Origin of the sequence: Bradyrhizobium genosp. L (assembly GCF_015624485.1) — a bacterium.
Classification (GTDB): domain Bacteria; phylum Pseudomonadota; class Alphaproteobacteria; order Rhizobiales; family Xanthobacteraceae; genus Bradyrhizobium.
Genome location: NZ_CP061378.1, coordinates 6,306,336 through 6,323,432, shown reverse-complemented (window position 1 = coordinate 6,323,432; position 17,097 = coordinate 6,306,336). Strand labels below are relative to the sequence as shown.

The following is a 17,097-nucleotide window of genomic DNA, read 5'->3' as shown; positions in this document are numbered from 1 at the left end:
TGTGACAGATTTGTGAACCTCGGCCGGATTGGTGCGTTGAAAAGGAGTACCTCATTTCCGGGCCCCTTCGCCGATGCCGGTTCGAAGCACTTCTGTTGGCAGGAGCCATATTTTTCCCGTGCCGTCAGACCCACAGGGTCGGACGTTACCATCGCACGCGGGATCGCGCGCCACACCGAGTCGGCCCCCGAGGAGCTCGCGGAGGCTCTGACTTGGGGGGCCGATGAAAAGGTGCTTCTCATGCTTGCGGCCGTGGGCTGGTTAGCCTCTCGCAGGGCGAGCGAACCGCTTCGGCAGGGGGGCGACCATGCCCTCCTCGTGACGGTTGCGGCTTCGTTGCTGCCTCATGGATTGAAGTTGCTGTTCGACCAGACCCGTCCCGATCGCTTAACGGTGCTCGGACACATTCATGGCGTCCCGTTCTCTGGCAAGCAAGAAGACGCTTTCCCTTCCGGCCACGCTTTGCACATGGGGGCGCTGGCATCCGCTGCCGGCACCTTGCCGTCGGGTCCCCGCCGCTTAGTCCGGACTGTAGCCGTTGGGCTCTCCCTGACCAGGATCGTGGTCCTCGCGCACTGGGCCAGCGGTGTCATTGCGGGCTTTGCCCTCGGAGCGGTCCTGGAGCGCTCCCTTCGCTTATGGACTGGCTACTCGACACGGAACGAGAGCGACGATGCCGATACTTGAAAGCATGAAGGAGTCCATCGAGCGCGCAACAGGGCTACGACGGCCCGGTAAGAACAAGGCACCCGAATTCGCACGACAACGAAAACCGCGGACCATCCGGTTCGAAGACGATGGTCTGGTGCCGAACCATCCGAAATGGCCTCTGATCATCTATCGCGGCGCGGTAATCCTCGATCGACACCACGACCCCGCAGCAGTGTTTGAAGACTTGTTCGAGGCCAATGGCTGGGGGGATACGTGGCGGGACGGCATCTACGATTACGTGCACTATCACTCGCGAATTCACGAAGTGTTGGGCATCGCGCGTGGCAGGGGCCGTGTTCGTTTCGGAGGCAAGAAAGGGCGCATTCTCACCCTGAAGGCGGGTGACGTCGCCATCCTGCCGGCCGGCACAGGACACCAGTGCCTCTCTGCCCATGACGACTTCCTGGTCGTCGGCGCCTATCCGAAGGCCGGTACGTACGACGAATGCACGAGCGTCGAAGACCGCCCCCGTGACCTGAAAACAATTCCTAAGGTCCCGTTGCCGCCGAAGGATCCGCTGGATGGCAGCGGTGGCGCGCTCTCGACGCTTTGGAAAAAGGCGAAATGAGTGAGTATCTTCTCCGCTTCCTCATCGGCGGCGTAGTCGTGTCCGCCTTTGCTGTTTTGGGGGATCTCCTGCGCCCAAAAAGCTTTGCGGGGCTGTTCGGAGCCGCGCCATCGGTTGCGCTCGCCACCCTTGGCATCGTCGTTTATCAACACGGTCCGGCTTATGCAGCCGCGCAAAGCCGTGCCATGATCGCTGGTGCGATCGCGCTTGCTGTGTACAGTGTCGTCGTCTGCCAGCTTCTGGTACGCGCGAAGTTGAGCGCGATGCCGGCGACAGTGCTCTCGCTTATCGTCTGGTTGGCAGTGGCGTTCAGCTTGCTGACGTTCGTGGGAGGCCAGGCGTGACCCCGATCAGCATTTCGCCGTCATCGTTGCGGGAGGTCGCTGGTATGAGTATCTGATCCGATTTGCGCTGGGCGGTGCGGCGACCGTCGCGACAGGGCTCATTGGAAGCTATTTTGGCGCCTCGACTGGCGGACTTTTCCTTGCCCTTCCCGCCATATTCTGTGCCAGTGCGACACTCATCGAGAAACACGAAATTCGTCGGAAGCGCGAAGTCGGCCTCGACGGCGACAAGAGAGGGCGCAAGGCGGCCGCTCTGGACGCCTCAGGCGCCGCTCTCGGCGCCGTTGGACTGCTGGCATTCGCGGCCGTTTTTTCTTTGGTCGTGACCCGAAATACGGTGGTCGCCTTCGGAGCAGCCTCTATCGCCTGGCTCGTCGTGTCTATCGTTGCCTGGTACCTGCGGCGCGGAATGCGGTCAGCCACGCGGCGTAAGGCTTCGGCAGACGAGCGGCCTCGCGGTCTCGCGAAGCCGCTCTCACCCCGACCGATGGTTACACGGCGGTCGACGCCTTTGCATTGACGCCCTTGCGCAGCGCGACCGTGTTGAGCTTGGTGTTGGCCGCCTTCTCCTCGTTCAGGTTGGTTGTGAGGAAGCGGACGATGTCGTCGTGTCCCAGCTCTTCAGCCCACGCGATCAGCGTTCCGTAGCGGCACATTTCATAGTGCTCGACAGCCTGCGCGTTCGCGACGATAGCAGCGTCCAGGACGGACTTGTCTTCGATCTCGCCCGCGGTCTCGTCGGCCTCCTTGATGATGCCGTCGATCGCTGGGCATTGCGTCCCGCTGGGCTCTTTGCCGAGCTTTTCGAACACCTTCTGAAGCCGCTCGACCTGCTTGTTGGTCTCCTCGAGGTGGCCTTTGAGGCTCGTGACGAGGTCGCGGTTGGTCGCCTTCTCGATCATCTTCGGAAGCGATTTCAGAATTTGCTGCTCGGCGTAATAGATATCCTGCAGACCATGGATCAGCAGGTCTTCCATTGTTTTGATGTCCTTGGTGAAAAAGCCCATATTCCACGTCTCCTTTCAAAATGAGGAACAAGGAACGCCAAAATCATCCTGCTGTTCCTGCGATGATGACGCCGGTCGATGGCGAGCAAGTTTATTAGGTGGTCAAGCCGGCGATCCGAGAGCCGGTGACGCGGTGCGTCGACGGAGCGGCCGGTCGGCTCCCAGACAGCCCCATTCTGGAACCTCGAATGCTTTTCGGGATTTACATGTCAAAATCCCAAGGACAGCGACATGCCAATCGATTACCCGAAGCCTCCATTTCCCACGCAACGTCAACCGATGCCGGGCTTGACCGGGAAGATGGATCCGCGCCCCGATCACGGCGAGGACAGTTACAAGGGATCGGGCCGGCTGAAGGGCCTCAAGGCTCTCATCACGGGAGGCGACAGCGGCATTGGGCGCGCCGTTGCGATTGCCTTCGCCAGGGAGGGCGCCGATCTCTTGATCGCCTATCTGGACGAACATGACGACGCCAAGGAGGTCCAGGCGCTTGTTGAGAAGGAAGGCCGTAAGGCGGTTGTTGTCGCGGGCGACATCCAGAGCCCCGAACACTGCCGGGCCTTGGTCGAGCGTACCGTCAAGGATCTCGGCGGGATCGACCTTCTGGTGAACAACGCGGCTCACCAGGCAACCTTCAAGGACATCGGCGACATCAGCGACGAGGAATGGGAGAAGACGTTCAAGGTGAACATCCATGCGATGTTCTTCCTCGCGAAGGCGGCGGTCCCGCACATGAAGCCGGGCAGTGCGATCATCAATACGGCATCCGTGAATTCAGACATGCCGAATCCGATGCTGCTGGCTTATGCCACGACCAAAGGCGCCATCCAGAATTTCACCGGCGGTCTGGCTCAGATGCTGGCTGAGAAGGGCATTCGCGCGAATGCGGTCGCTCCAGGGCCGATCTGGACGCCTTTGATCCCTTCGACCATGCCCGAGGACGCCGTCAAGAACTTCGGCAAACAAGTCCCGATGAAGCGGGCCGGTCAGCCGGCCGAACTTGCCACGGCCTACGTGATGCTGGCAGACCCGCTCTCGAGCTACACGTCGGGGACGACGATCGCGGTGACTGGCGGCAAGCCATTCATCTGACATGGCTTGCCTCAAACATCCGGTGACGCCGGATGGCAGATACTTTGTCGTGCGGGGAAGGTTGTGGCGGATGTCAAACCCCCACCTGGACCAAGAGACGAAGTCCAGACTCGTTGAAGACCTGATGCGTGCACGACGAGCTGTCAAGGACGCAAAAGCGAGCGGCGACCCTGCCGCGGAAGCAAGTGCCCATCGCACTGTCGACACCACAAAGCAGGCGCTGGGGGAACGTGGGCCCGTATGGTGGGACGATGGGGCACCGGACTTCAATCGACACATGGAAAAGAACACTCCATATGCCGACTGGTACGCCGGTGTGAGACGCAGGGAACGACCGGCTCGAAATTAATGAATGGAGCGCCGGGCGAGGCCGGAGGTGCAGATGAGGCCGGGACGGAATTCGAACCTTTAGGTGCGCAACCCCGTGGAGTTACGGTCATGGGCGCGAGCGCGCTCAAGCCGCGGTGTCCGCATTGATATGCAGGGTGAAAAGAACGTTTCGAAATTCGTCCGTCACTTCCATACGCCATTCTCGGCCCGGCTTGAGGTTGCCGCCCGCATCCCCGGTTCTCCGACCGACCGTCAGGCGAACAGGTCCTTGCCGGGCTGAAGCATCTTCATGAAGGTCCCGCTTTCGTGGAGTTCCAGCCAGCCCTGCGCGATCACGTATTTGAGCCCGGCGCTATATTCCGCCGGCGTTGCCTTGTCGCCGTACAGGAACGGTCCGTTGATCTTCTCGATGTAGATTCGGCCCGTCGAACACCGGCTCGAAGGCGCGTGCGTGCTCCACCAGCCGGCGCGCCGCGATCTCCGGTATGGCGTAGGGTCGCGGTTCGATCATCTTCATCGGCAAATTCCGTCACGCTGCCGTGCCGCATAGATGTATGGCAGAAGAATCAGATTCTCGGCCAGCACGTGGCTATCGAAGCGCGCGCCGCAAGGACAGCCCATTATCGACGATGGTTGTTGAGAAGGCAGCTTTTCGCCTCGGGCCCACATGGCGTATTTGCGCTTGGTCCAGTCGCGTTGGTCGCGCCATTCCTGAAAATTGGCCTCTACCAGTTCGCACAAAAGAACCTGCCAGGCCTCTCCTCGAAGGCGGCGCGCGCAGCCTCGGGCTTTCTGGTGGGATCTCGAGGGTCCTCTCCGCATTGGCATGGCCGGAAAGTCGTGCGGGGCCGTCTTTGCGAATCTACGCCGGAGATTCGGAACCTTCCGAGCTCTGCCGGCTTGCAGTGGGGCCCCGCGGGGCCCGTCCCCCGGCGGCAGGAAGAAGGCCTCGGCACTCCGGCCCCCCAAGGTCGCCGAGGCCTTCTTCATCGTCGGGCGCGCTGAAGAGCCGATTGACGAGCATTGCCGAACGAAGAGAGATTGCTGCCTCGGATCGGCCGAGCGCGTCGGCGACTTCACGCAGGTGAAATCGGGCAGCGCACAGGGCCAAAAGCCCAATATCTTCCCCGTCTGTCCAATAGGTGCTCGGCATCAGCGTGTTGCCCTACAGTCGGCGATTCCAGAAGGCTAGTGCGGCGACTGACACAAGCAATGCAGATCCGTCCCACACCGTCAAAATACGGTCACGACCCGATGCTGTGCCCCTTCATATGGAGCGCGGTGCGATCTCCGGTCAGCTGCTCCACATAGTCGTCGATCGCTAAGAGCAACGCGTCGCTCGGCACAAGAACCCTCCGTTGGCGGACGATGTAGGTCCGCAGCCGCTCCAGCTGGAGCAGATCCTCCTTGATGCGGTCGGTACGAATGGCTGCGTCCAATCACGCTGTTTCTGTTGCTGGTATGCGCGCGCTGCCGCTCGGTTCTCTGCTTTGGTCATTCCCCACTGCAGTAGGAAAATAATCCCAGTGCAACTTATCGATAGCTGGTGGATCGGAACAGCGGCGAGCTACCGCGTTTCGTGGGTGTGGAAAACCTTCGGAGCCAACGGGCGACTCTGGCCTTCAATTCTTTCATCAACGCGAAGAGCACTTGCACCATTGATCGGTCACCGGCTCCCGCTCTTTCTCGCGCTGGAAGGAACAGCGCTATGGTTGGCGGACCACCGAGGTCTCATGTTTGGAACGTGTGGAATTTCCGCCGGTTTGCCATTGGGGCTGAAATCGGAGGAAACCTACATGAGAGCAGCAAAAGTCCTGTTAGCTACAGCATTTGTTTTTGGGTCGATCGCAGCAGCAGCCGCCCAGGGAGGCGGGGGTGGAGGCGGCGGTGGCGGCGGCGGCCAAGGCAATTCGCCGGCTGCTAAGAGCGGCCAGGGCGCGGCCAGCAGCCCATCGTTTGCCAATCCGGGAGCGACTGCCAATGACCCTTCGGACAAGGGCGGCATGCGCATGAAATCCTCCCGCCACCACAGGCATCACCGACGCCACCGAGTGTAGCGACGTCCGGCCGGCGCGCCCGAAAACTCGCCGGCCAACACCTCGACGTCTTGCCGCCTTACGGGCGGTGATCGCGGGCAAGGAACAAACTGTCATAGCCACGCTTTTCGATCGAAATGGAGATTTTCAATGATTTGCAAAACTTTGCTTGCGGCAGTTGCGTGCGTCGCACTTTCCTCACCCACTTTAGCGCAAGGGGCGAGCGGTGGTTCGGGTGGGGCGTCCGCTGGATCCGCTGCCAGCGCAGGCGCGGGTACAGGGACCGCGCCGAGCAGTGCGAACTCCGGACCATCCGCTCCGTCTGGCATGGGGACGCAAGGCAGCACCACGGGGGCCAACGCGAACACCAACAATAGCCAAAACAATCCGAACGTCCAACGACCGACAGCGAACGCAACGAGCCCAGCCGCAGCTCAAGCCGATAGAAACGCTGGCGTTGGGCACTCGACGAACGGCGTGCCCATCGGCAGCCCGGGTTCGGGGACGAGCGAAGAAGATCAGAGGGGTCGTTGACTGCTCGTCACAGAAAATCAAGCCGCTGACACCCTACCAGGGTGTACACAGAGCAGGCCTGAATCGAAAAGCGCTACATAACTCCTGGTTTGAATTGGCTATGAGCGGCGAACCGGATCAGTATGTTTCAAACAGCTATCTCGAGCGGCAGACCTGTCCCTGCGCAGATTCGTCGGGCCGCTTCACCCGGGTGACGAAACGGCTTCTCAAAAAAGCTGGACAACCACGTTGCTGCTATTGCCCTGTCTGCCACTAACCTGTACCGCGCTCAAGAAGCCCTCCGCACGACGCCAGCGAAGGTGCTGGGCGTGGACGATAGGGCTTGGACATTGCGTAGCTTGTTGACGCCGCGCTCTCTGCGGCTCCTTGGGTCACATCCGTGGGTCACATCAGGATAGTCTCTTCTCCCAACTCCTGTTCCAGTCCCGACAAGACCGGTAGAAGGGAATAAGGAGCTCCGATACGGGGTCCACTTCAAAGGTCTCCTCGCGCCGCCGATCCACGTACTATGTAGGAAAAACTCGATAGCAAACGGCGATGTCCATTGGGGGCTAATCGCGTCGGTTTGGCCTCTGCCAGTCACTTCCGGTCTACCCAGAACTCCGGACATGCCGCTGCATCGCACGGAGTGAAGCGATGGGCCAAACCCGGACCTGCAATAACCGATCAACTAGTCGGGGATGCCGGCGTCCTGGAGCGCTGCCTGGATGATGTCGCGGACGGCCAAGGACCGTACTGGAAAGAGATAGTGCGCGTGCGATGCTCTAAAGTCGGGTTGGAACTGGAGCAACCGCTCGGCGGCGCGTTGAGCTGGCAACGACCGACGGCCTCAACGTGAATGACTTTGACCGCTATGGAGGAGTTAGCCTGCCTCGCCATCCGGAGGCGAGGAGTCGGGCCAGCCCAGTGGCACCACCGACAATGGCTTGGCTTTGACCGGTCGCTGTTCGTAGCGCGAGATGAGGTCGAGCAGACGCCGCTTGATGAAGGGGTCGTCGGCTTTATCGGCCAGGTTACGGATCAAGATCGAGCGTTGTCGGTTAAATTCGTCGTCAAGCATGGGATTACCATATAATCCCGATTATACTGGTGATCGTTTACATAAGTTAGTTTTGAATTTGCGTATGGTTAAGCGTGCCCAACCTAGCGTGCGTGCCGCTGCAGTGGAGTGGCATCATCTCGGAAGGTTTGCTCAGGGCAAGCTCGTTCAAGGGCCTCACCAAGCAGCAGGAACGGAGGAAGTTCATATCCGTTTACGGGTTGGGAGAAGACCAATGAATAAACGAATTGATGAGGCCGTGGCGGCGCGTGCTTATCAGCTTTGGGAGAAGGCCGGCAAGCCGGAAGGACGAGACGAGGAGTTCTGGCAGTTAGCCGAGCAGGAGCTGCTGAACGAGGATAAGGGCTCACCGTTGCGGACACCGGACACGCTGTGATCAACCCCAACTGTCCGATCTGCTACGGTCTGGGATGGGTGTGCGAGAACCATCCGCGCCTTTCCTAGACAGGTGGCCATCGGGCTGTCAGTGCGGGGCAGGGATGCCGTGTGAATGTCAGGGCGCGGTCGATGGAATTGATGAACCCGACGTCATCAAGGTTCTACAGCATGACGACGTGAAGGTAGATTGCCAGCAAAATGCCGACGCTCGAAATCACCATCGCAATGAAAAGCCGACCCACTAACGCCTCTTCGACTTCTTTCGCCGCTCTTCGGTTATAGGGCGAGCGGTTCACCGGCTTGCCCGGCCGCTTCCACGCTGCCCGTGCCATGTCATTCCTCCGATAATTCACTGAGAAAGTAAGAAGCAGCGATATTGCTCCTCGGCTCGGCCTCGGTCGGGCACGGTGCGAGCTTGTAGAAGGAACCAGCCACACACCTGACGTAAAACCGTACAGCCGACGATACAGTTCAGCGGGTTGACCCTTATAATGCGACATGCGCTCTGTGTTGCTCGCTGCGCCGTTGGCCTTGATGGCCGGCGCCGCCGTGGCGCAGGACTGGGGCAACATGGCGACGATTTCGTCGACACTGGGCAACAACACCAATCGGCTCTGCATCGGTGACCATTCGCGGCCGGGCGATATTGGATGTCCGACCTGGGCGCCGAGCTTGACCACGGCGGGTGACGTGAGTGTCAGCGGCAATCTGTCAGCCGCGAAGTTGATCGGCGATGGATCGGGCCTCACCAATGTCGGCGCCGCCGGCACCGACCGCATCACCAGCGGCACCACTTCCATGCTGGCCATCAGCGGCACCGGCTATATCAGCCTTACCCGGGCTGGCACCAACGCCGGCTGGTTCGATCCGTCGCGGGGCCTCGTGACGATCGGTGTGAGCAGCGCCGGCACCATAAGCGGCACGAATCTCTTTGCGAGTGGGAATATCTTTGTGAACGACGCCACTTATGCCGGGAACGGCTTCTATGTAAATAATGCTCGGGGAGTATTCGCTGGAATGGCGCCAATAACGAAATTTTTGGGGATGCAGGCAATCAGTATTTATCCTTTATCACCTCCGGCACCGAAGCCATGCGCATTGTCAGCAGCGGTTACGTCGGCATCGGCACCAGCACCCCCGCTTACAAACTAGACGTCAACGGCGTCGTGCGCAGCAGCAGCTACGCTCTGGCTACCGGCTTTACGTCAGCGCCACGGGCGCTGATATCAACAGTGCTGCTGGCGACAATACCCTGTCCGTCCGCACCAATAGCATCGACAACCGGATGATGATTGATAGCTCCGGTAATATAGGTATCGGAACTAATACACCGAGCACGACTCTGGATATTGTCGCCCCCAACAATGGTACCAACTATATTCGCCTGACCAGTACCAACACGGGCAGTAGTGTACGCTCACGCTTAATTCTGGCGAATACTTCGAGCACCTATGCCATTCTTCAACTCAACGGCAGCAGCTACCCTACCGACCCGAATAGCGTCATGCTTTCGGCGCCGAGCAACGGTGCTTACCCGATTGCATTTTCTACCGCCGGTGTCGAAAGAATGCGTATTTCCGGTAATGGGCCAGGCGGCGCGGGAGTCGTAGGCATCAACTATGTCTCGCCCACCAATGCCCTCGAAGTCTCCGGCACCATCAGCGCCACCAACCTGGTGGTCAACGGTGTCAGCATCACGGGCAGTGGCGCAACGACCGACCGTGTCGTCAGCGGCAGCATCAACGCGGTGGCCGACGTCTCATCCGGCGCGGTGCGCGTGAGCGGCACGCTCGCGCTTGACAATACTGGTAGCGAACCCTGTGATGCGGCGCACTGGTACACCTTCCGCGCCAATCCGATCACCAAGCAGCTGGAAATGTGCCGACCTAGATGTAGCGCTGGGCCACTCGCTCGATGTCGTCGCGCATCTCTCCTCCCGGCGTAAACGGTGCCTGCCATAGCCCTCGCCGGGATGAATTGAAGTGGCAGCCGACCCCCAGCCATCACGCCCCAATATTTTCGCTCTCAGGAACGAGTGTGGGCCGGCGTGGTTGCCGTGCATGCCCAGGTATTTCTTTCACCTCGCGGGCGACATTGCCGCGCATGACGTTCTTGGCCAGGATCTGCAAGATGCGGACGAGGCGAAGTCGCATGCTGACTTTATCGCGCATCGCATCGGGACCGAGAAACCGGAAATGGTTAGAGAAGGCAACTTCATCTCAGTGCGGGACGAAAGTGACGCCGAGCTGTTTCAGATTCCGCTGGCCTCGGCCAGCGCCTGAGAGCAATGAGACCGGCAGCAGCCGGACCAAATAGCGGGATGAGCTAAAGTGCCGCATGCCGCTGGCTCCTCCTGAAAGGAACGCCACGTCGCCTTACCCCTTGATGCCTATGGGTCGATTTTTTATCGTCATCATCCTGCTCAGCATCGCGATCATCGTCGCGATGTACTTCTACGTGCTGAGCCTCGGGTAAATCATTCTGCCCTTCCGGCTCGCCGGGCCTCGGCCTCGCCCGAGATCACACTGACGTGCATGGATATCTGCGTCTCGTACCGGCGCGCCTTCTCGAGGAGCGCGTCCCGCAGCATACTATCGGGGAGCGGCCGCGCCTGCTCTCTTGCTTCCCGCGCCCATTGCGCCAGTCGCTCGTCGACCGACAGGGTGTGCTGGATGCTTTGACGGACGTCTCCCATGCCAGCGTAACTCTCGGCGTGATCTCCCGTTCCGGAACAAAGACCGTGATTCGCTTGTTCAAGATCATAAGGAGGACTACATGGCACAAGCAGCATGGAAACGGCCCGGCTCGCCGATCGGCAGAAGGGCCGCGCAAAGCCAACCCGAAATACAAAAGGCATTCCCGTCAGCCGTGGACGGACAAGGAGGTGAAGCAGCTTCGCGGATTGGCCAAGGCGAACACGCCGACTGGCGTCATCAGCCTCAAGATGGAGCGGCCGCCGGCCTCGATCTCCGGCAAGGCGCAGCGTGAAGGCATCTCTTTGAAGCCCATCAACCGCTCGCCGTATAACCGCCGGGAAAAGTCAGCGCGACGTTAGTGCTGGTTGGGCGGGGTCTCATCGAGCACCCCGCTCACGTCCGGCTCTTCAAGGCCGGCGTCGACGTCATCGGATCGCTGGCACTCGCAGCGCGTCCCGGGGCCGCACTCGCAACCACCCGGTTCATTCGTCCACGCCAGGTGCGGATGGTTCTCGCACACCCAGCCCAGGCCGTGGCAGATCGGACAGTGAGGATTTATCACTTCGGCCGGCGCTTTCGGGAGGGCTTCGGTCCTCTGAGAAATTTAATGGCCTCGACGGCGATGGTGTTGTCATCGCCTGTCTGCTCTTCGACGAATTTCAAAACCAGCTGCCGGACCTCTTCCTCTTCCTCCGGCGCTAGCGTGACCATCATGCCGTAGGTCCAACAACACGCTCAACCACCGTCTCCATCCAATCCTCCTAAAAAACCCCCCAACGCCGCGCAGGAACTTCGTTCCTCGACACGGTTATGGCCGCAAACGGGGAACGACCATGGACCTGACCAGATGCCAGCACTGCGGCAAGCCGCTGAGGGCGGTCATGTCGCTCGACCAGCGCACCGACCTGCGATGCATATCCTGTGACGGCTTGGAGCCGAAGGCTGAGACCCGGGCGTGGGTAGAAAGTCCCAGGCTATTTCCGGGACAGCCCCTTGAACGAGCTGGCGCGAAGTAAGCCCTCAGACGTGATGTCGCGGTGTTCGACTTCGGCATAGAACTGTGGTTCGACCCAGGTGGCCTTCGGCATCCGCGTCGGCTTTGTCAGCTTGGACTTCGGGCTGACCACGGCATCGAGCTTCCTGCGGATGTGCGCCGAGGTGGTCCGGGACCAGCCGGTGCCGACTTTTCCCATGTAAAGCAGCTTGTCGCCGTCCAGCTTGCCGAGATGTAGCGCGGCGACGCCAGTAGGGTCTTTGACGAAGCCGACGACCGGGAATTTCTCGCGCTGGACCGTCTTCACCTTCAGCCAGGCTTCGCCGCGGTCCGCTCAGTACGGAGCGTCGGCCCGCTTTGAAATGATGCCCTCGTAATTAAGCTTGGCCGCGTGCTCGAAGAGCTGCTGCCCGTCACCCGGGATGTGCTCGCTGAATAGGAGTGGCGGTTCGAGCCGGTAGGTATCGAACAGGCCCTGCAGCATTGCCTTGCGCTCGATCAGCGGCGTTTTGCGCAGATCATGCCCGTCGAGCCACAAAAGATCGAAGGCGTAGTACAACAAACGATCCTGGTCGCCTCTGGCGAGCTCTGCCCGCAGTTCGGAGAAGTTCGTCCCCTTCATGGACCACAACGACCTCGCCGTCGACGACGGCCTGGCCGAGGATGTCGAAGGCGCCGGCAATGGTCGAGAAACGCTTTACCCAGTTCAGGCCGTTGCGAGTGAATGCCTTGGCTTTGCCGTCGTCGAGATGGAGCTGGACGCGGTAGCCGTCGTATTTGATCTCGTGAATCCACTGGGCCCGACGGAGGGTTGCTCCGCAGGGTCGCGAGCTGGGGTTTAATGAACCCCGGCATCTCGATTTTGGTACGCCTCAAAAACGCAACTCGCAAAAACCCGCCGTTGAGGGGGCAACGGCGGGCAGTTTAGCCAGTGTACTTCCGCTGTCGATAACGGCCTTGAATTGAACCCGTTCCTATGGGACGTCGCCCCTCCTGATCGGGCCGTTATTGTGCGGTCTATTCAGGAAGAAGCCGCGGTTGCCCAACGCTGCTTCAGCATACTGGTCAATGGCGACCTGGATGGCCTGGACATGGAAATAGCACCAGCCTTCCTTCGTGCAGAGCGACCGCACCTCCGCCAGCGCCTTGATGAATTCGGGCGGATTCTCCCACTATAAGAACAAAAAGAGAACGTGGAGTCAATCCATCAGGCTCGAGGCGTTCAGTATCTTTCCGCCAGCACATGCAGTACGCAGACCGGGTTTGCCGCTTCATCGGTCACTTCCAGTCGCCATTCCTGCCCGGGCTTCAACGCTCCATCGAGGTCCCGAAGGAGTTGCCCGGCCGTGAAGGTGGCCTCCTTCCAGGCGGCGTCTTTGCCGGGGAGCTCCACCCCGGTCTCGTCGGCATGACGTTCCCCATGCTGGATGTGAAAAAAATACCGGGGCATTTCAGGCAGCCTGACCAGGATCATTGCACAGGCGGAATAATGGGTTACATCCGCCCTCGTTCCAAGCGTATGGTCGTAGCGGTCCGGAGCCTTCTCAAGGAACCCTCAGATGCCTATCGACATGATGATCCGCAAGCTGCGGCTGCACTCTGAGCTGCCCGATGAGAACGTCGAGGCTCTGCGGTCGATCATGGCTCCCGTAAAGGATTTGCCGGAAGATTTCATTATCGTTCGCGAAGGAGACCTCAGCACCCAGTGCTGCGTAATGCTGAGTGGCTTCGCCTACCGCTCCAAAGTCTCGGAAAACGGCAAACGACAGATCTTGTCGTTCCACATCGCTGGCGACATACCCGACCTCCAGGGCCTGCCGCTAAAGCGCATGGATCATGACCTGACAACGCTTTCGGAAGCGCGGGTTGGTTTCATAAATCACGATGCGCTTGAACGCATCCTTGAAACGCGGCCGGCGCTGGCACGAGCACTCTGGCGCGAGACACTGGTTGACGCCGCCTTGTTCCGCCAATGGATTGTGAATCTCGGAACGCGATCGGCCTCCGGCCGCATGGCGTATCTGATTGGGGAATTGCGGCAACGATTGGCCGCCATGGGATTGGTCATCAACGAGCAGTTTGACTTTCCGATTACTCAATCAAAGCTGGCCGATGCACTCGGGCTAAGCGTCGTCCATGTCAATCGGGTCCTCCAGTCGTTCCGAACGCAAGAGATTCTCGACCTGAAGCGGAGGGTCGTCACGCTAAAGGATATTGAGAAAATCGTCGAGCTCGGCGGGTTTGACGACCTCGAGGACGATACCAGCGCAGCATAGAGTTTCGTCGAACAGACCGCCCACACCGAAGTGCGCATTTTCAGCGGGCAAATGGGGAGCGCTGTGGCTGACGTGTTCGGTAGCCTTCCGTGTGGCTCAATTGCTGTCGGACTGTTTCGCAGACCGTTTTCCAGGCGAGTCAGCGGCGCTCCGCGTCTTCATTCCTAAGCGTTTGTTGCGCAACTTCCCCGTCCGAAACCGGTTCGCCGGGATTTTTGACCTTTACTATGTCTAGATCTCGCGCCGAAAAATGCTAGCCGCCGCTCAGCAACGCGAGGCCTTAGCTCCCCTAGAGGGTAGTGGGGGTGCTAAGGCCCTCTGCATTGTGGTCGCATGACTACCACGGGGATCAAATGCGGATCTCGGTAAGGCCGTTCCTACCGTGCTCGCTTTTTCGCTTCTTCTTTTTGCCACCTTCTTCTCGACCCGCACGACGTCGAGCAAGGTTAGGGAGGCGCTCGACACCGTCACTTCGCCAAAGAGGAATTTGGGTAAGTCACTCAAAACCCAAGACCACGTGGGTTGAGCTGTTGTTGCTGCAGATATCACCTCTTAGCGTTTGCCACCGACCGATCGACTGCCATGATGGCCTGGTTTATTCGTAACGGGATGAGGGCCTCAGCCGGTTCCTCGTTAGAAACCATCACGATCGCTCCTCGTTATTTGGCTTATTCCTTGTAAAGGAGCAAAGGATGGCTGGCCAATCAAAGACCCTGGAAGACCTGTTTGAAGAGAACCTCAAGGACATCTATTACGCGGAGCGTAAAATACTCGTCGCACTGCCGAAGATGGCGAAGGCCGCGAACTCCGAGGAGTTGAAGGCTGCCTTCGAGAAGCACCTGGCCGAAACCGAAGGTCAGCTGGACCGCATTCAGCAGGTGTTCAAGATGCTCAAGAAGCCCGCAAAGGGCAAAACCTGTCCCGCCATCCTCGGTCTGACCGAAGAGGCGGACGAGGTCATGGAAGACTTCGAGGACTCGTCGGCGCTCGACGCGGGCCTGCTGGCAGGCGCCCAAGCCGTCGAGCATTACGAGATGGCGCGGTACGGCACTCTGATCGCCTGGGCAACCCAGCTGGGAATGAAGGACGCCGCCGCTCTTTTGAGCCAGACGCTCGAGGAGGAAAAGAAAACTGACGCTGCGCTTTCCAAGCTCGCGCCGGCGGTCAATCAGACCGCGAGCGGCTAAGGACGAATGTACCTCTCTTGGCGAGGTCCCCGGCTAGCCGGGGGCCTTTTGCTTTGTGCGATCCTCGCGAAGCCGCTTTAACTCTACGCGATCACCGCCGGAGGTAAGCTTAAGCCGCGAATATGCGCGGATCGCTGACTGCTGCGCGGCCATTACCTATCCTCCAAAAAACGGCGAATGCTGCTAGTTCATGGTGAACTCGATGTTGACCTGCGAAGCAACATTGCAGCCGAGGCGCGGGCCAAGATCGTCTACGAACGCCTGATCAATTTTACGGACGACGCCGGCACCAAGGACGCCTTGCAGTTCCTCATGACCCGCGAAATCACCCACATGAAGGCATTCTCGCTGGCCCTCGAGAGTATGAGCAAGCCGGCCTTCAGCATTGGCCGCCTTGCGCCGACGCCGGGCCTCGTTGATCAGTTCTTCAACGACTCCACGGGCACCGGCGATCATGGTGAGATCGACGCCCGCGGGCCCTGGAACGAGGGCGGCGAATGGGTCTTCACGGAATCGCCGGCACTCCAGGCCCGGGAACCCGGTCCCGCGTCGACTATCGTCACCGGGAGCTCACCGCCGGTCGACGAGGCGGGTCTTGGCGATCTGCTCATCGACGAGCTCCGCGATATTCTGCACGCCGAGAAACAGTTGACGAAAGCGCTTCCCAAGATGGCGGAAGCCGCGCGTTTCGACCAGTTGCGCAAGCTGTTCGAACAGCATCTCGGCGAGACCGAAACCCAGATCGAACGCATCAATGGATGCTTTGAACTGCTCGGCAAGTCCGCACGCGCCAAGCCCTGCAAGGGCATGATGGGTCTTGTCGAAGAGGGTCAGGAAGTCATGGCCGAAGGCGAAGAGAAGGAAGATGCCGCGGCCGACCTCGCCCTGATCGGTGCGGCGCAGCGGGTCGGGCATTACGAGATTGCCGGCTATACGACGGCGCGCAACCTCGCCCAGCAGCTACGCCATAGCGCCATCGTCAGCCTCCTGTCGAAATCGCTGGCGGAAGAAGAAAACGCCGACCAATTGCTCAACCAGGTCGCACGGTCCCTGATGTCAGTCGCCAAGATGCCCGCCGCCATCGAACAGACCGGGCAGTGAGCAGATGAGGGTGATCCCGGCCATGCCACGGTAACTGCCGCAGCTTTGCTTCTGCGTCAGTCGCCGTGGCTTGCTGCGTATCGGAGGAGTTGCTGATGGCGTCAATCGTCCCTCAGCACAACGAAAGACATTTATCTCGAAGACTGTCGTGCCGCCTCGGGCCCTGTCTTATGTGCGACCACACCATGCGGTTGGCTGCGCGCGCCGGACCTTCACATCTTTTCGGAGGGGCTCGTCGAGCGCCAAGAGGGGGTTGGCAGATCACACCCAAGGGGCCCTCATCCTGGAATCCATGGAAGCGCGCTCCGGGGCTGATCAGGCGATGGAGACAGTGCCGGCCGAAAAGGTCGATGCGCTGGTGCCCCCGCTGCCGCAGCCCGCTGAGCGGGCGAGGCGGCTTCGCGAGCGTCGTGAACGCCGAGATCAAACAGCACACGAGCATCTATATCTTTTTCGTCCCGGGTGCGCACTCAGCTCATGAGGGGAACGTTTGATTGCGGATTGACAAGGGCTCTCCCGAACGCCCCCACCATCGCGGCAGCTTCATGATCTCCCCGGTCATTAAGGACACGACAAAGCGCGTCTATACTTTCTTGGAACGCAGGGAGAAGCGAAGGATCGCGTTCACACAAGACTCCCGCGATACAAAGAGCTAAACCCTCCGTGCCCATTTTGGTCTGAGATAGTGAGTCTATAGCCATGTTGCTCCCCGCTAGGATTGCATCATTTGGATCGGCAAGTCGTTCATCCAGGAAGGCGGCGAAGGTCGGCAACAGTCGCGGG

At 59.9% G+C, this 17,097-nt stretch carries 21 protein-coding genes and 2 pseudogenes; 13 read left to right on the top strand and 10 right to left on the bottom strand.

All coding sequences use genetic code 11. From position 1 onward, the window contains the following. Positions 1-240: 240 nt before the first annotated feature. The 4 genes and pseudogenes from IC762_RS30160 (at position 241) to IC762_RS35475 (ending at position 2,143) form a co-directional block, all read left to right on the top strand. Positions 241-687, top strand: a complete 447-nt coding sequence (locus IC762_RS30160) for a phosphatase PAP2 family protein (RefSeq protein ID WP_433995858.1) — start codon at positions 241-243, stop codon at positions 685-687. Then, positions 674-1,279 (top strand): cupin domain-containing protein, encoded by a 606-nt coding sequence (locus IC762_RS30155; RefSeq protein ID WP_195785764.1) that lies wholly within the window; start codon positions 674-676, stop codon positions 1,277-1,279. Before IC762_RS30160 ends, IC762_RS30155 begins: the two co-directional genes overlap by 14 nt. After that, positions 1,276-1,623: a DUF3147 family protein gene (locus IC762_RS30150; protein WP_195785763.1), complete on the top strand. Its 348-nt coding sequence runs from the start codon at positions 1,276-1,278 to the stop codon at positions 1,621-1,623. The genes IC762_RS30155 and IC762_RS30150 overlap by 4 nt, the downstream gene beginning before the upstream one ends. Continuing rightward, a pseudogene (locus IC762_RS35475) lies at positions 1,620-2,143 on the top strand (DUF3147 family protein). Before IC762_RS30150 ends, IC762_RS35475 begins: the two are co-directional and overlap by 4 nt. On the opposite strand, the gene IC762_RS30145 reads toward IC762_RS35475, so the two are convergent. Beyond that, the gene (locus IC762_RS30145) at positions 2,115-2,630 is read right to left on the bottom strand and encodes a ferritin-like domain-containing protein (protein WP_195785762.1); all 516 of its coding nucleotides are present in this window, start codon (positions 2,628-2,630) and stop codon (positions 2,115-2,117) included. The pseudogene IC762_RS35475 and the gene IC762_RS30145 overlap by 29 nt on opposite strands. Positions 2,631-2,861: 231 nt before the next feature. Here IC762_RS30145 and IC762_RS30140 point away from each other — a divergent pair, with 231 nt between their 5' ends. Continuing rightward, positions 2,862-3,722 carry an SDR family oxidoreductase gene (locus tag IC762_RS30140; protein ID WP_195785761.1) on the top strand — a complete coding sequence of 287 codons (861 nt, stop codon included), beginning with the start codon at positions 2,862-2,864 and terminating at the stop codon, positions 3,720-3,722. 682 nt (positions 3,723-4,404) lie between these two features. On the opposite strand, the gene IC762_RS35735 is transcribed toward IC762_RS30140, so the two are convergent. The 3 genes from IC762_RS35735 to IC762_RS30125 all read right to left on the bottom strand — a co-directional run bounded on the left by IC762_RS35735 (position 4,405) and on the right by IC762_RS30125 (position 7,682). Beyond that, positions 4,405-4,569, bottom strand: a complete 165-nt coding sequence (locus IC762_RS35735) for a hypothetical protein (RefSeq protein WP_349629736.1) — start codon at positions 4,567-4,569, stop codon at positions 4,405-4,407. 727 nt (positions 4,570-5,296) lie between these two features. After that, positions 5,297-5,491: a hypothetical protein gene (locus IC762_RS30130; protein ID WP_195785760.1), complete on the bottom strand. Its 195-nt coding sequence runs from the start codon at positions 5,489-5,491 to the stop codon at positions 5,297-5,299. A 1,993-nt stretch (positions 5,492-7,484) separates the two neighbouring features. Next, complete coding sequence (locus IC762_RS30125) at positions 7,485-7,682, bottom strand: hypothetical protein (RefSeq protein WP_195785759.1); 198 nt, start codon at positions 7,680-7,682, stop codon at positions 7,485-7,487. Between the two features lie 214 nt (positions 7,683-7,896). Between IC762_RS30125 and IC762_RS30120 the strand changes: the two genes are divergently transcribed. After that, positions 7,897-8,058 (top strand): DUF2934 domain-containing protein, encoded by a 162-nt coding sequence (locus IC762_RS30120; RefSeq protein ID WP_195785758.1) that lies wholly within the window; start codon positions 7,897-7,899, stop codon positions 8,056-8,058. Positions 8,059-8,221: 163 nt separating this feature from the next. Here the strand turns inward: IC762_RS30120 and IC762_RS30115 are convergent, their stop codons facing one another. Beyond that, the gene (locus IC762_RS30115; RefSeq protein ID WP_195785757.1) at positions 8,222-8,392 is read right to left on the bottom strand and encodes a hypothetical protein; all 171 of its coding nucleotides are present in this window, start codon (positions 8,390-8,392) and stop codon (positions 8,222-8,224) included. 166 nt (positions 8,393-8,558) lie between these two features. Between IC762_RS30115 and IC762_RS30110 the strand changes: the two genes are divergently transcribed. The 4 genes from IC762_RS30110 (at position 8,559) to IC762_RS30090 (ending at position 11,115) form a co-directional block, all read left to right on the top strand. Then, the gene (locus tag IC762_RS30110) at positions 8,559-9,212 is read left to right on the top strand and encodes a hypothetical protein (protein WP_195785756.1); all 654 of its coding nucleotides are present in this window, start codon (positions 8,559-8,561) and stop codon (positions 9,210-9,212) included. Between the two features lie 133 nt (positions 9,213-9,345). Further along, on the top strand, positions 9,346-10,005 hold the full coding sequence (locus tag IC762_RS30105; protein ID WP_195785755.1) for a hypothetical protein: 660 nt from the start codon (positions 9,346-9,348) through the stop codon (positions 10,003-10,005). A gap of 115 nt (positions 10,006-10,120) precedes the next feature. Then, a complete protein-coding gene (locus tag IC762_RS30100; protein ID WP_195785754.1) occupies positions 10,121-10,342 on the top strand; it encodes a DUF6894 family protein in 222 nt (73 codons plus the stop codon). Between the two features lie 353 nt (positions 10,343-10,695). After that, complete coding sequence (locus IC762_RS30090; RefSeq protein ID WP_246801318.1) at positions 10,696-11,115, top strand: hypothetical protein; 420 nt, start codon at positions 10,696-10,698, stop codon at positions 11,113-11,115. 199 nt (positions 11,116-11,314) lie between these two features. On the opposite strand, the gene IC762_RS30085 is transcribed toward IC762_RS30090, so the two are convergent. The 5 genes from IC762_RS30085 to IC762_RS30075 all read right to left on the bottom strand — a co-directional run bounded on the left by IC762_RS30085 (position 11,315) and on the right by IC762_RS30075 (position 13,224). After that, positions 11,315-11,470: a hypothetical protein gene (locus IC762_RS30085; protein WP_195785752.1), complete on the bottom strand. Its 156-nt coding sequence runs from the start codon at positions 11,468-11,470 to the stop codon at positions 11,315-11,317. Between the two features lie 260 nt (positions 11,471-11,730). After that, positions 11,731-12,057 (bottom strand): hypothetical protein, encoded by a 327-nt coding sequence (locus IC762_RS35730; protein ID WP_349629735.1) that lies wholly within the window; start codon positions 12,055-12,057, stop codon positions 11,731-11,733. Between the two features lie 27 nt (positions 12,058-12,084). Then, positions 12,085-12,372, bottom strand: coding sequence for a hypothetical protein (locus IC762_RS35725; protein ID WP_349629734.1), 288 nt, complete (start codon positions 12,370-12,372; stop codon positions 12,085-12,087). Further along, a complete protein-coding gene (locus IC762_RS35720) occupies positions 12,269-12,532 on the bottom strand; it encodes a hypothetical protein (protein WP_349629759.1) in 264 nt (87 codons plus the stop codon). Before IC762_RS35720 ends, IC762_RS35725 begins: the two co-directional genes overlap by 104 nt. A gap of 440 nt (positions 12,533-12,972) precedes the next feature. Then, on the bottom strand, positions 12,973-13,224 hold the full coding sequence (locus IC762_RS30075; protein WP_246801317.1) for a DUF6894 family protein: 252 nt from the start codon (positions 13,222-13,224) through the stop codon (positions 12,973-12,975). Positions 13,225-13,309: 85 nt separating this feature from the next. Between IC762_RS30075 and IC762_RS30070 the strand changes: the two genes are divergently transcribed. From IC762_RS30070 to IC762_RS30060, 3 genes and pseudogenes are all read left to right on the top strand, one after another. Next, positions 13,310-14,026 carry a Crp/Fnr family transcriptional regulator gene (locus tag IC762_RS30070; RefSeq protein ID WP_195785751.1) on the top strand — a complete coding sequence of 239 codons (717 nt, stop codon included), beginning with the start codon at positions 13,310-13,312 and terminating at the stop codon, positions 14,024-14,026. Between the two features lie 692 nt (positions 14,027-14,718). Next, a complete protein-coding gene (locus IC762_RS30065; RefSeq protein ID WP_195785750.1) occupies positions 14,719-15,213 on the top strand; it encodes a ferritin-like domain-containing protein in 495 nt (164 codons plus the stop codon). A gap of 180 nt (positions 15,214-15,393) precedes the next feature. After that, positions 15,394-16,314 (top strand): annotated as a pseudogene (locus tag IC762_RS30060) (DUF892 family protein); the annotation flags it as partial. Between the last annotated feature and the right edge of the window lie 783 nt (positions 16,315-17,097).

Coding starts and splice junctions, on each gene's coding strand:
- IC762_RS30160 (WP_433995858.1), top strand. CDS start 241: ATGCTTGCGGCCGTGGGCTGGTTAGCCTCTCGCAGGGCGAGCGAACCG.
- IC762_RS30155 (WP_195785764.1), top strand. CDS start 674: ATGCCGATACTTGAAAGCATGAAGGAGTCCATCGAGCGCGCAACAGGG.
- IC762_RS30150 (WP_195785763.1), top strand. CDS start 1,276: ATGAGTGAGTATCTTCTCCGCTTCCTCATCGGCGGCGTAGTCGTGTCC.
- IC762_RS30145 (WP_195785762.1), bottom strand. CDS start 2,630: ATGGGCTTTTTCACCAAGGACATCAAAACAATGGAAGACCTGCTGATC.
- IC762_RS30140 (WP_195785761.1), top strand. CDS start 2,862: ATGCCAATCGATTACCCGAAGCCTCCATTTCCCACGCAACGTCAACCG.
- IC762_RS35735 (WP_349629736.1), bottom strand. CDS start 4,569: ATGAAGATGATCGAACCGCGACCCTACGCCATACCGGAGATCGCGGCG.
- IC762_RS30125 (WP_195785759.1), bottom strand. CDS start 7,682: ATGCTTGACGACGAATTTAACCGACAACGCTCGATCTTGATCCGTAAC.
- IC762_RS30120 (WP_195785758.1), top strand. CDS start 7,897: ATGAATAAACGAATTGATGAGGCCGTGGCGGCGCGTGCTTATCAGCTT.
- IC762_RS30115 (WP_195785757.1), bottom strand. CDS start 8,392: ATGGCACGGGCAGCGTGGAAGCGGCCGGGCAAGCCGGTGAACCGCTCG.
- IC762_RS30110 (WP_195785756.1), top strand. CDS start 8,559: ATGCGCTCTGTGTTGCTCGCTGCGCCGTTGGCCTTGATGGCCGGCGCC.
- IC762_RS30105 (WP_195785755.1), top strand. CDS start 9,346: ATGATGATTGATAGCTCCGGTAATATAGGTATCGGAACTAATACACCG.
- IC762_RS30100 (WP_195785754.1), top strand. CDS start 10,121: ATGCCCAGGTATTTCTTTCACCTCGCGGGCGACATTGCCGCGCATGAC.
- IC762_RS30085 (WP_195785752.1), bottom strand. CDS start 11,470: ATGATGGTCACGCTAGCGCCGGAGGAAGAGGAAGAGGTCCGGCAGCTG.
- IC762_RS35725 (WP_349629734.1), bottom strand. CDS start 12,372: ATGAAGGGGACGAACTTCTCCGAACTGCGGGCAGAGCTCGCCAGAGGC.
- IC762_RS30075 (WP_246801317.1), bottom strand. CDS start 13,224: ATGATCCTGGTCAGGCTGCCTGAAATGCCCCGGTATTTTTTTCACATC.
- IC762_RS30070 (WP_195785751.1), top strand. CDS start 13,310: ATGCCTATCGACATGATGATCCGCAAGCTGCGGCTGCACTCTGAGCTG.
- IC762_RS30065 (WP_195785750.1), top strand. CDS start 14,719: ATGGCTGGCCAATCAAAGACCCTGGAAGACCTGTTTGAAGAGAACCTC.